The sequence below is a fragment of the Vibrio sp. YIC-376 genome, from assembly GCF_052353105.1.
Lineage (GTDB): Bacteria > Pseudomonadota > Gammaproteobacteria > Enterobacterales > Vibrionaceae > Vibrio.
The window spans coordinates 119,292-131,116 of the sequence record NZ_JBBWFK010000003.1 but is presented as its reverse complement, the minus strand read 5'-3'; the positions used below and the strand labels follow the sequence as shown (position 1 = coordinate 131,116).

The following is an 11,825-nucleotide window of genomic DNA, read 5'->3' as shown; positions in this document are numbered from 1 at the left end:
GGAGGGCATTTTATTTCATCTTAGCTAGCGAATTGGAATGTGATGTTCTTCTTCGCTGCGGCCAGCTAATTTAGGTACCACGACAGTCAAAACACCGTCGGAAAAATCAGCGCTAATTTCTTCGACATTGATGTTGTTACCGAGCGTAAAACTTCGAGACATTTTGCCACTGTAACGTTCACTGTGGACTACCTTACCTTCTTTTTCTGTCTCTTTTTTAGTTTCGATACTTGCTTCGATGGATAACACACCTTGCTGACAACTAAGTTTGATATCTTCTTTTTTCACTCCCGGCAAATCGGCAGTGACTTCAAAGGCTTGGTCTTTTTCGACGATATCTACTCGTGGAGAAAAAGTACCTTCCTCGAATCGTGTCCGCAATGCAGGAAATGAATTGTCAAAGAACCGGGAGAAATCTGCCCAGCTATCACGAGGAACCAAGCTCATAAGTACCTCCTAATTCACTCTTTCCTAACATCACTATAAGTGTAATTCGGGTGTGAAAAATTTCAGGAAAAATTACGAGTCTGTTTGATAAAAATCAAATATCCGTAGGGGGATTATTAGGTACTAAAAAATAGGCTCTACGACTTTATATCAGACTAAGTCGTGGTTTGATTTCGCGTGTTCCTTTTCGTGCGTCAACAAAGTCGCTGCTTACACAGATTTAAGCGCCCACTAAGGTTGTGATTGGGCGCTTTCGTTGATCTGCGAACCTAGTCTTTATAACGCGGGTCGATGCGGTCGAGTTTACGCAGCAGCGCGGGCCATACGATTGAACCATCGACGCCTTGTGTTTTTACCGCCTCTGTTATTGAGCTGACAATCTTAGGTTCTATATGAATGAGCTTACTTCCTCCGGATTGCGCCGCTAACTGAATTTGGCAGGTGGTTTCCAGGGCATACATGGACAAAAAGGCATCGGCCACGGTTTTGCCTACAGTTAACAAGCCGTGATTACGTAATATCAGGAAATTGGCATCTCCTAAATCTCGTTGTAAACGCGGTTGTTCATCTTCTCTAACGGCTACACCTTCATAATCATGATAAGCCAAAGAAGAGAGAACATAGGTCGATTGCTGACTTATGGGTAGAATACCTTCTTTCTGTGCACTGACTGCGACACCCGCTCGAGTATGAGTGTGGATGATACAGCCAACGTCGTGACGAACCTCATGTATGCAGCTGTGAATGATAAATCCAGCGTGATTGACTGAATGCGGGGTGTCTTGCAGTATGTTACCGTTTTGGTCGATTTTGATGAGATCAGAAGCGGTGATTTCATCAAACATCATTCCGTAAGGGTTGATAAGAAAGTGATTTTCAGCTCCCGGAATTCTCACACTGATATGGGTAAAAATTAAGTCGTCCCAGCCAAATTCAGCAACTAATCTATAGCAGGCTGCCAACTCAACTCGCAATTGCCACTCTTGTTCTGAAACTTGATTTCTAATGGATGAGTTCATAATACTTCTCTGTTATTCAGTGGTGAGTTTGTCTTGTGCTTGCTTGTAGATAGAACGAACGGGTTGTGTGAACACTTTGCGGATCATTGGCTCAAAGAACTCTAACGGTAGAGTATCTAATTGAGGATCGAACGCTGGCGCATCATATTGGCTGACAAACTCGACAGTACGCTCGTAGCAGGGATGATCGATGTAAGTTTTGTGCATATCTCGATCCATATTCAGATGATGGAAGAAATAATACCCCTGGAAAATGCCGTGATGTTTGATCATCCAGTGATTTTCATCGCTCACAAATGGCTCAAGAATCGTTGCTGCAATGTCCGGATGGTTGTAAGAACCTAGCGTATCGCCAATATCATGCAAAAGAGCGCAAACCACATATTCGTCGTCTTTGCCATCTCGATGCGCTAGCGTTGCACATTGTAAGCTGTGCGTGAGTCGATCGATTGGGAAACCACCAAAATCTCCATCAAGCAGCTCTAGGTGCTTGATAATTCGATCCGGTAACTCCGCTGCATAACCAATAAAGTTTTCAGCAATGATCTGCCAGTCTTGTGCGGTTCCATCTTCCATATGAGTGAAACTCGCTAACGTTGCGTCATGTTTCTTCATTCTTTTGTCCTACTTGTGGATTCAGGAATAATAAAAACACACTCATTGTTGTTTAAATGTTAATAGAATTACATTTGGTTAACTATTTGCGATTTGAGGGGAGGGGGGGGGAAGAGTATTAAACAGTGACCCCGAGAGCTCAATCTGACAGTCTAATTGGGATATCTCGGGGGCAGAGGATTAACTAACTTTTATTGGGTTTAATTCTCCAAGCACGTTACATGGATGAAGAACGAACCACCTTTCCAGCTATTATTGGCTTTTACCGTTACTTGCCAACTTTCACCCCAAGGAAAAGACTCGACAGCATGTACATCGTCATAGGATGAAGCTGCAGATGCTACAATTCTAAATCCACCACTTATTGGCTCTTGGCCAGATTCACACTCTAAGGTTTCAAAACGTAAGGCGTTTTTGTCTATAGTAAACTCGGAACTAATTTTTGTCGTAATTTGTGGACTAGTACCAGCATTGCTGCTTACGCATACTATACTTCCATCGTCATTAATGGCCCTGAGGAACTGTCCTTGTGGACACTCACCTTGCGGAATGGCGTTTTCCATAACCACTTTCAGGTTTTCCATCTCTCTTTGGAGCAACTCAATCAAAGCTGCATTATCTGTTATATCAGAAAGTAAACTTGCGACTTGTTCGTCCACACCTGCGATACTACCTCTGACCGTTTCAATTTCAGCCACAAGTGCATCTAGCTCTGATTTTGTTACGGCAGATGCTTTGAGAGCCTCAAGTTGCGCATTCAGTGTTTGGTACTGTTCAATAAGAGTGCTTATATCAGTGCCTTGGCTTTCTAAATCAGAAACAATTTGCGCGATTTTCTCTTTCAGCTGAGTATCAGTCTCTTCCAATTCATTGATTTTTAGGTTAATTGCAGCAACCTTACCATCTAACTCACTGATGGAACTGTATATGTCTGCAATGATCTCATCATATTTTTCTTCTAACGCTTGAATCGAATTCTCAACTTCAATGACTTGATTATTCAAAATTACAAACGGTTTTCCGTTGGGTAGCTTGTCATTTGCTGCATTGGCTACCGACGTCATCCCAAGTAACATATTAATTAATATTATTTTTTTTAATTTAGTCATGATTAAATCCATTCTAAATAAGTTGATACGAAGAGTGTCCGTTACTGTTCTTCGTCCTTGGCACTGTGTTGCTAATACCGGTTCCACTTAACTTGTTGACCGAAGTACATATTCGCCAAAATTTAGAATAGAGATCACGTTTAACGACTACAAAACGGCATGTAGGACTTTCTTGCTAGTCATTAGCACTTTCACGTTTAAAATACGTGCTTTATGAGTGAAAGTCTTTTTATAACAATCAGTTATATTTGTCTTGGTTATTTTATTAATTGTGATGCATATCACTTGTTTTAGTCGTTAAAATCTTTGAAAAATTATCGATAACACAGTGACTTAACCGGAGTGTCATCAAGTTTTTTCATTAAGCGGTAGCTGAGGGTAGCTTTTGGGGTAGATTGTGGCCCTTTTTACGTACTCTTATTTGAGAAAGAATAACGCCGGACACGACAAACATGCCACCAATAATGTGGTAGAGGTGGATCTGTTCGCCCAGCAGTGTTGATGCCAATAATACAGAAATGACTGGCAACAGGTTCATAAACATTGCGCTGGAATCGGCACCGATGAGATCTATTGCTTTTACCCACATGAGTGGCGCGAAAATCGACGCAGCAATGCCGGCGTAAGCAATTAATGGTAGCGCTTCTTGGCTTGGTAAAAGTTGCTCACTCGTCAGCCATAAAGGCACCAGCATCGCCACAGAGAAGAAACCTTGCATGTAAACCAGTGTGAGGCTGTTGAATGGCATCTTCCATCGTTTTAATAGTACACAGTAAGCAGCGTAAACTAATGCCGCGAGTAGCATTAAGCTGTCACCTTGAGTGATGTCCTGATGAAAAAAGTAGGTGATATCTCCTTGACCAAGCATAAAGGCCAACCCGAACAATGAAATCAAGCCGCCAACAATACTCAATTTAGAAATCGATTTACCAAGCAAAGGTACGCTTAAAAACACGCTGATTAGAGGTACCAACGAAGTAATCAGTGCCATATTGGAAACAGAGGTCGTTAACCCCGCGTAGTAACCCAGAGATTGGTTTAAAACCATGCCAAGCAGAGCAAGACAAGCCAGTTTTGGCAGATAAGGTCGAATTAATTGTCGTTGCTTAATCACGGCAGGAAGACAGAATGGTGTCAGGATCAGCATCGCTACGAACCAGCGATAGAAGCTCATGGCACTTGGTTCAATAGTGCTAGAGGCCATTTTGTTGACGATAGCATTTCCGCCCCAAATCATGACAGTAAAAAACGGAAGTAAATAAACCATGAGAACCCTATCGCACGCTAACGGATGATGATAGTCTGGCAGGTCTTTATAATGAAAAGTATCTCCAGAAAGACATAGCGAGCGATAGGAAGACAATTTTGAAAAAGAGTTCTCGAAACCTTCATCCATCATTATCAATCGACAGGGCACCATCAGATGTGTTTATGAATTTTGAAGCGTTCCTGTCAAATACCGAAACTCGAATTCATAGCCATCCCTGGGGACAAGTGCAATTGATCAGCGGCGGCATTTTGGAAATGGATGCAGAAGATACCCGATTTTTAGCACCACCACATTTGGCTATCTGGGTGCCAGCAGGTATTCGACATACCAGTTATAACCGCAAACCGATCGAATACTGTTCTTTAAATATTTCCCCAGACTTAACGGAACACTTCCCAACCAAAACAAGCTTGATTAAGGTTACGCCGATTATTGCTGCCATTATTGAGGACTTTCGTCAGCGTGACATCAATGTAGCGAAAAGCGATGAAGACAAGAGATTGGTGAAGGTCCTGCTTGATCAACTGGCAAAGCAAGAAGTGGAGCATCATTTCTTACCGACGACCGACAACAAATATTTGGAACCAATTCTTAAAGCGGTTGAGGAATCTCCGACAGATGAGATCAGTTTGGCTGAATGGGCCGCAAAAGTGCATACCACAGAGAGAACATTGGCGCGTCATTGCCAGAGTGAGTTGGGGATGAGCTTTACCGAATGGCGCTTGCGCGTACGGTATCTGCACTCTATGGAACTACTGCGTAAAGGGCAAACAGTAAAAGAAGTCGCACTGACACTGGGTTACAATCAGGCCAGTCCTTTTATTGCAATGTTTAAAAAATACTCCGGCATGACACCGGAGCAATACAAGAATCGCTTGTTATAGAGATGATAGTCGCGACAGAACGTAATCCAGACCGCCGACAACCGCAGCGACCTGAGCGTCGTTACACTCTTCGTCAGTGACTTTCGGGCTGTCTGGGTAGACTTCCGTCGTGGTGCCATATTGGCAGTTAGTGACGCCACCACATAGTCCAAGTTTCACCATTGGATAGTTGATCACGCCAAATTGCACAACAGATGAACCGATGATTTCGCCTTTCTCGTCCGCAGGAGCAATGTGCGTCACTTTCGCTACTGACTCAATCACCGCTTTTTGGAACTCTGGTTGCGGGTTCTCTGTGTCGCCGACGGTGTAGAAGCCGTCCGGGATCATACCTTCGATGTATTCAATACCATCACGAGCCGCAAGAGCTGGGCGGAATTCAGTTTCATCTGAGTCAGTCGTTTCGTGAAGATCAATGTGCATCAACACTTCACCCAGCGTAGCAACCAGTTTAATTAGGTTGGCTGATTCTTCTGCTGGACTGTCTGCGTAGAAAGAGCGGTTCGGATCAATCGCATTTGGATTCCAGCGGTTAATAACTTCATAACCCCATGGGCTAACACAGGGTGCAACGACGATATTGAAGTGCTCGGCGTAGCGCTCAGCTTCTGTGTCCACGAATTTTAGTGCACCATGTACACCACTGGTTTCGTAACCGTGCACACCACCAGTGACCAGAACCGTTGGCTTTGCAGAATCCCAGTTGCGGGTTTTGATGCAAAATAGTGGGAAACGCTCTTCGTCGTAAGAGAGTGCACCGTATTGCTCAACATCGAAACGGTTTCGAAGCGCGTCAATTTTGCTGACGACCTCTTTCTGGTAGCTACGTTTTACATCGCGCTGTACTAGCCAAGCTTTACGTTCTGCATCGCCCCAAGGTTGTCCCGGGGTACCAATCGGGTAAGTGTATCCGCTTTTCATCTATACTTTTTCTTTTGTGTACTCAAAGGTAAGACAAGCCTAGACGTGTCTTATCTCAACGGCAATATAAAATATCGTTCGTTACCAAAATCTTTGCCAGATCATCACTTTGCTGAGCAGATTTATGGTGCTACATTTGTTTTAACCTGAATTTAGGCGACTAATTTTATATAAAGAGATAAAGAATGGCTGGAGCAAGTTTACTTACACTGTTGGATGATATTGCCACGGTATTGGATGACATTGCGGTGATGTCAAAAGTGGCAGCGAAAAAAACGGCAGGTGTACTGGGAGATGATTTAGCGTTGAATGCCCAGCAGGTGCAAGGCGTTGCCTCTGAACGTGAAATCCCTGTGGTATGGGCTGTGGCTAAGGGGTCATTCAAAAACAAGCTGATTTTAGTGCCTTCTGCACTGATCATAAGTGCCATTATTCCTTGGTTGATCATGCCATTGCTTTTACTTGGGGGATTGTTCCTCTGTTTTGAAGGCACGGAGAAAGTGTTAGAAAAGCTCTTCCCGCACTCTCATTCAAACGAAGAAAAAGAAGAAGTGGTGGATATAGGGGAGTCGGTTGAAGAGTTTGAGAAGCGAAAGGTGAACGGTGCGATTCGAACTGATTTTATTCTATCCGCCGAGATTATTGTGATTGCGTTAGGTACGGTGTCGGAAGCCAGTTTTGTCACACAAGTCATCGTCGTCAGCCTGATAGCGATTGTGATGACCATTGGCGTTTATGGTTTAGTCGCAGGTATTGTTAAATTGGATGATTTGGGCCTTTACCTTGAGCTTCGTGCTAAGGGAGAAGGCTTCATGGCGAAAGTGGGTAGCGCACTGGTTACCTTTGCTCCAAAGCTCATGAGATTGCTGACGATAGTGGGTACGGCAGCGATGTTTTTAGTTGGTGGTGGCATCATTGTTCACAATGTCCCTGCTATTCATCACTTCGTAGAACCGATTATCATGAATTTTGGTGGTCATTCATTCGCCACCGCTGTTCTGCCAATTTTGCTTAATGGTCTTATCGGGTTTGTCGCAGGCCTGATTGTTGTTGGTGCCTGGACATTGGTGGAAAAAGTACGCGGAAAATAATCAATAACAACAAAAAAGCGTCATGACTTTCTATGAATAAACGAAGTCATGACGCTTTTTTGTTTATAGACATTGATTGAGCGAAGAGCTTATTTCACTTTCCACTCAATTTGTTCGTTAGCGCGGATAGGTACTACGATGTCTTTACCAAAAGGCATTGATTCAGGTACATCCCAAGATGCTTTTTCTAGCGTTACTGTATCTTCGTTGCGAGCAATACCGTAAAAGTCTGGACCATTGAAGCTTGCAAATGCTTCCAGATTTTCCAGTTTTCCTTCTTTGTCGAATACTTCAGCATATAGCTCAAGCGCTGCGTGTGCTGTATATGAACCTGCACAACCACAAGCAGACTCTTTAGCGCCTTTTGCGTGTGGTGCTGAATCTGTACCCAGGAAGAATTTCTTACTACCACTTGTTGCTGCTTCAATCAGCGCTAGCTGATGGGTATTGCGCTTAAGAATTGGCAAGCAGTAGAAGTGTGGCTTAATGCCACCGACAAGCATGTGGTTACGGTTGAAAAGAAGGTGATGAGCAGTGATGGTAGCGGCAACGTTATCAGAAGCATTTTTAACAAAGTTGGCAGCGTCAGCGGTGGTGATGTGTTCCAGAACGATTTTTAGATTTGGGAAATCATTGACGATTGGTGCCAGAACAGTATCCAAGAACTCTTTTTCGCGGTCAAAGATATCAACATGGTTATGCGTTACTTCACCGTGAACCAAAAGTAGCATACCTACTTCTTCCATTGCTTCAAGAACGTGGTAGATGTTCTTAGCATTGGTTACTCCAGAGTCTGAGTTAGTTGTTGCACCTGCTGGGTAAAGTTTTGCTGCAACGATTTTTCCTGTCGCTTTTGCTGTGCGAATTTCATCCGGTGTCGTGTTATCGGTAAGGTATAGCGACATTAATGGTTCAAATTGCTCACCGTGTTGTTCGTTAAGGATTCTATCGCGGTAGGCCAGAGCCATATCGGTATTGGTAACAGGTGGGACGGTGTTTGGCATGATCAGCGCACGGCCGTTGTAGCGGCTGATATCGCGAACGGTGTCTTTCAGAACTTCCCCATCGCGTAAGTGAACGTGCCAGTCGTCAGGACGAGTAATAGTCAGTGTTGTCATTAATTGCTCCCACCATTAAAAAGTTGTCTGATTGGAGCCTAAGCACTGCATTTACCGTGATAGCAAACGCTTGCGCTTAGGCGACAGGATGATAGAGGAATTGACTCCACATTTCATCCCATTTTTCACTTTTCTACGATTGTGGAAGCTCAGTGAATCATTTCATGGTTAACCAAAGAGCATGAATTGTACCCGGCAGGAAGAAGAAAAAGGTCAGAATCAAGTTGATGAAGAAGTCTTTATTTAAACCTCTTTCCATGTACACCGCGACAGGTGGAAGAAAGATACACAGTAAAATTAGAATGAGTTTTCTTGTATCCATGATAAGCCTCTAGTCAATTTATCGTTGCTGTCAAAAGAATGGCAAATTATGTGTCTAGTATCACATTCAATCACTCAGCGTTTGGTCAGCGTGTTGTTAAAAACGCAATGGTTAGATTTAGTTAAGTCAACGCCTTACATTAGTTAAGACTTCTCCTTACAATAGCGCAATAAATAAAAAGCACCGCAGGAAGAAGGTCATGTCACAACCCAACTTATCTCAAATAAATGTCTTTCCGGTTAAATCAGTCGGAGGCGTATCTCTGTCGTCTGCTTGGGTAGAAAAGCAAGGCCTGAGCTTTGATCGCCGTTTCATGATAGCCAAAGCTGATGGCTCTATGATTACAGCACGGAAATTTCCCCAAATGGTTACCGTGAAATCAGCATTGCTCGCTGATGGTGTTGTGTTTAGCTCCTTGGGTATGGAACCGCTTAAGATCCGTTATCAGGATTTCAAAATGCAGGAAACGCCAGCAACCGTTTGGAATGACACGTTCACTGCGTATACCACAACAGACGCAGCTGATGACTGGTTTACGAGTGTTTTGGGGCTGAGAGTGGAGCTGCTTTTCTGTGGTGAACAATCGAACCGTGTTCGGGATAAGTTTGGTCACAATGTGAGTTTTGCTGATGGATATCCAGTTCTGGTAATAAGTCAGGCTTCTCTTGATGAGTTAAATAAGAGAAGCTCTGAGCAGCACTCGATGGATCAGTTTCGTACCAATCTGGTTGTGGCGGACACGAAGCCGTTTGAAGAGGACTCTTGGAAACGCATTCGTATCGGTGAGGTGGAATTTGAATCACTTAAGCCTTGTGAGCGTTGTATTCTTACAACCGTTAACACGCAAAGAGGTACGTTCCGTGAGAGTAAAGAGCCGCTGAAAACGTTACAGCAGTTCCGTGCCAATGAGCGAGGCGGTGTCTTCTTCGGACAGAATCTGGTGGCGCGTAATGAAGGCATTATTCGCCAAGGCGATAAAGTCGAAGTACTTGAATACAAAGAGCCTGAGTTCTATCCGGACAACTCTCCAGCGCGAATGACGTTAACTTGTGTTGAACGTGAAGAGATCGCGCAAGATTTCGTGACGTTTTGGCTAGAGCCGAGCAAAGGTCAGCTACCTAATTATTTACCGGGTCAGCATTTGCCGATAGACGTTGAAGTGGATGGTAAAAAGATTGGCAGACGTTATACGCTCTCTTCCAGTCCTTCTCGCCTTGGACGCTATGCGATTTCAGTGAAAAGAATTTCTGGCGGACGCGTGTCTAACGCATTGCTGGATAATCTTCAGGTTGGAGACGTACTAGAAGCGGAAAACCCAGATGGAGAGTTTCATCTTAAACCGCATCATACACAACGTCTGTTATTACTTTCAGCAGGAAGTGGCGTCACACCGATGCTGTCGATGGTGCGTTATCTAGCCGATCACAATCAATTAGATGATGTTGTGTTCTACCATCAGTGCCGCACAGAAAAAGACATTCCTTGCCGAGCTGAACTGGAACAACTGAAGCGAGAGCATCCAGGGCTTGAAGTAAAATTCTGCCTGACTCAGCCTGCGATAGATTGGTTTGGATTGAAAGGCAGACTAAGCCTTTCCCACATCAAGCAGATTAAAGATGCAGAACAGCGACAGGTTTTTGTTTGCGGCCCTGATGGCTTTATGCAGAAAGCGAAGAACTTATTACTGAAAAAGGGTCTTCCAGAGGAGAGTTACCATCAGGAAGCATTTGGCGTCTCTCCTATCACTGCAAAACCAGAGAAAAGCGTAGAAATCGAGTTTAATGGTTTAAAAATTAAGGGTAATAATCAGAAGACGCTTTTAGATCAACTTGAAGATGCCGGAAAGGATATCAGCAATAGTTGCCGTGCTGGCTTGTGTGGTGCTTGTAAGGTGCAATTGAAATCAGGGCAGGTTCACCATCCTGACGTGCCGACATTAAGTGCTGAAGAGCGTGCCATGGGGACAGTATTAGCGTGCTGTGCAGTCCCAGAAACCGATGTAACAGTGACTGACTAGCCAGATAGGAATCCGCTGCCTTTGCTGATGTTTATCGCTAAAAGGATCTATGGATTGAAAGCGAGTCACTTCAAGGCCCTAGGATACTAGATCCTAGGGCCTTGTTAATTAGTCGTAAATCGTAGGGATTGGCTGACGCTTATGCTGGGTTGCTTTGTAGATACCAACCAGGCGGTCACTGACTTGTTGTGAAACAGATTTGCCTTCAAGGAAGTCATCTATTTGTTCGTAAGTCAAGTTCAGCGCATCTTCGTCGGCTTTTTGCGGAGCAAGCTCTTCCAAGTCTGCTGTTGGTGTCTTTTTCACCAGCAACTCTGGTGCACCCAACGTTGCCGCTACTTCGCGTACTTGGCGTTTGCTCAAGCCGAACAGAGGCGCAAGGTCACATGCACCATCACCAAACTTAGTGTAGAAACCGGTGATGTTTTCTGCAGAGTGATCCGTACCTAGCACCAAGCCACCCACGTAACCTGCGATTTCGTATTGTGCGACCATTCGAGCTCGCGCCTTTACGTTGCCTTTAATGAAATCTAGTTTTGCTGCATCTGCCGGAAGAAGACCAGTGCCTTCCAGTGCAAAGCTAGAAGCCGCGTGCATTCCGTCTACACCTTGTTTAATGTTCACAGACACTGAATGCGTCGGCTTAATAAAAGAGAGGGCAAGTTGTGCTTCATCCTCATCTTTTTGCTCACCGTAAGGCAGGCGAACAGCAATGAATTGGTAGTCATTACTACCGTGCTGGTCATTTAGTTGCTCCACCGCAAGCTGGGCAAGGCGACCACACGTGGTTGAGTCAACACCACCACTGATGCCTAGCACGAGTGACTTACAACCTGCTTCTTGTAGCTTACGCTTTATAAAAGCAACACGGCGTTCAATTTCGAAATGCGGGTCAATAGAAGGTAGTACACGCATTTCATCACGGATGGATTGTTCCATTTAGGGTTCCTTTTCCTGCAAGTATGTCAGACACAAAAAAGAGTTGGTTATTAACTCATATCTCAACGAAAGG

At 44.2% G+C, this 11,825-nt stretch carries 12 protein-coding genes; 3 read left to right on the top strand and 9 right to left on the bottom strand.

The genetic code is table 11. The features are described from left to right. Nucleotides 1–24: 24 nt before the first annotated feature. From WJM94_RS07635 to WJM94_RS07615, 5 genes are all read right to left on the bottom strand, one after another. On the bottom strand, nucleotides 25–447 hold the full coding sequence (locus tag WJM94_RS07635; RefSeq protein WP_444493651.1) for an Hsp20/alpha crystallin family protein: 423 nt from the start codon (nucleotides 445–447) through the stop codon (nucleotides 25–27). A gap of 269 nt (nucleotides 448–716) precedes the next feature. Next, nucleotides 717–1,466 carry a class II aldolase/adducin family protein gene (locus WJM94_RS07630; protein ID WP_444493650.1) on the bottom strand — a complete coding sequence of 250 codons (750 nt, stop codon included), beginning with the start codon at nucleotides 1,464–1,466 and terminating at the stop codon, nucleotides 717–719. Nucleotides 1,467–1,478: 12 nt separating this feature from the next. Continuing rightward, nucleotides 1,479–2,081: an HD domain-containing protein gene (locus WJM94_RS07625; protein ID WP_444493649.1), complete on the bottom strand. Its 603-nt coding sequence runs from the start codon at nucleotides 2,079–2,081 to the stop codon at nucleotides 1,479–1,481. A 200-nt stretch (nucleotides 2,082–2,281) separates the two neighbouring features. After that, nucleotides 2,282–3,190, bottom strand: coding sequence for a hypothetical protein (locus WJM94_RS07620; RefSeq protein ID WP_444493648.1), 909 nt, complete (start codon nucleotides 3,188–3,190; stop codon nucleotides 2,282–2,284). 361 nt (nucleotides 3,191–3,551) lie between these two features. Next, nucleotides 3,552–4,457: a DMT family transporter gene (locus tag WJM94_RS07615; RefSeq protein ID WP_444493647.1), complete on the bottom strand. Its 906-nt coding sequence runs from the start codon at nucleotides 4,455–4,457 to the stop codon at nucleotides 3,552–3,554. A 98-nt stretch (nucleotides 4,458–4,555) separates the two neighbouring features. On the opposite strand from WJM94_RS07615, the gene WJM94_RS07610 reads away from it, so the two are divergent. Beyond that, nucleotides 4,556–5,344, top strand: a complete 789-nt coding sequence (locus WJM94_RS07610; protein ID WP_444493646.1) for an AraC family transcriptional regulator — start codon at nucleotides 4,556–4,558, stop codon at nucleotides 5,342–5,344. On the opposite strand, the gene WJM94_RS07605 is transcribed toward WJM94_RS07610, so the two are convergent. Beyond that, on the bottom strand, nucleotides 5,339–6,265 hold the full coding sequence (locus WJM94_RS07605) for a M14 family metallopeptidase (protein ID WP_444493645.1): 927 nt from the start codon (nucleotides 6,263–6,265) through the stop codon (nucleotides 5,339–5,341). The two genes, WJM94_RS07610 and WJM94_RS07605, sit on opposite strands and share 6 nt — an antisense overlap. A 185-nt stretch (nucleotides 6,266–6,450) precedes the next feature. Between WJM94_RS07605 and WJM94_RS07600 the strand changes: the two genes are divergently transcribed. After that, entirely contained in the window at nucleotides 6,451–7,356 is a 906-nt protein-coding gene (locus tag WJM94_RS07600) for a DUF808 domain-containing protein (protein ID WP_444493644.1), read from the top strand. 89 nt (nucleotides 7,357–7,445) lie between these two features. On the opposite strand, the gene pyrC is transcribed toward WJM94_RS07600, so the two are convergent. Then, nucleotides 7,446–8,474, bottom strand: a complete 1,029-nt coding sequence (gene pyrC / locus WJM94_RS07595; RefSeq protein WP_444493643.1) for a dihydroorotase — start codon at nucleotides 8,472–8,474, stop codon at nucleotides 7,446–7,448. 157 nt (nucleotides 8,475–8,631) lie between these two features. Further along, nucleotides 8,632–8,796, bottom strand: a complete 165-nt coding sequence (locus tag WJM94_RS07590) for a YqaE/Pmp3 family membrane protein (protein ID WP_444493642.1) — start codon at nucleotides 8,794–8,796, stop codon at nucleotides 8,632–8,634. A gap of 199 nt (nucleotides 8,797–8,995) precedes the next feature. On the opposite strand from WJM94_RS07590, the gene WJM94_RS07585 reads away from it, so the two are divergent. Beyond that, nucleotides 8,996–10,813 (top strand): MOSC N-terminal beta barrel domain-containing protein, encoded by a 1,818-nt coding sequence (locus WJM94_RS07585; protein WP_444493641.1) that lies wholly within the window; start codon nucleotides 8,996–8,998, stop codon nucleotides 10,811–10,813. A gap of 108 nt (nucleotides 10,814–10,921) precedes the next feature. Here the strand turns inward: WJM94_RS07585 and nadE are convergent, their stop codons facing one another. After that, the gene (gene nadE, locus WJM94_RS07580; protein ID WP_444493640.1) at nucleotides 10,922–11,752 is read right to left on the bottom strand and encodes an ammonia-dependent NAD(+) synthetase; all 831 of its coding nucleotides are present in this window, start codon (nucleotides 11,750–11,752) and stop codon (nucleotides 10,922–10,924) included. Nucleotides 11,753–11,825: the final 73 nt, after the last annotated feature.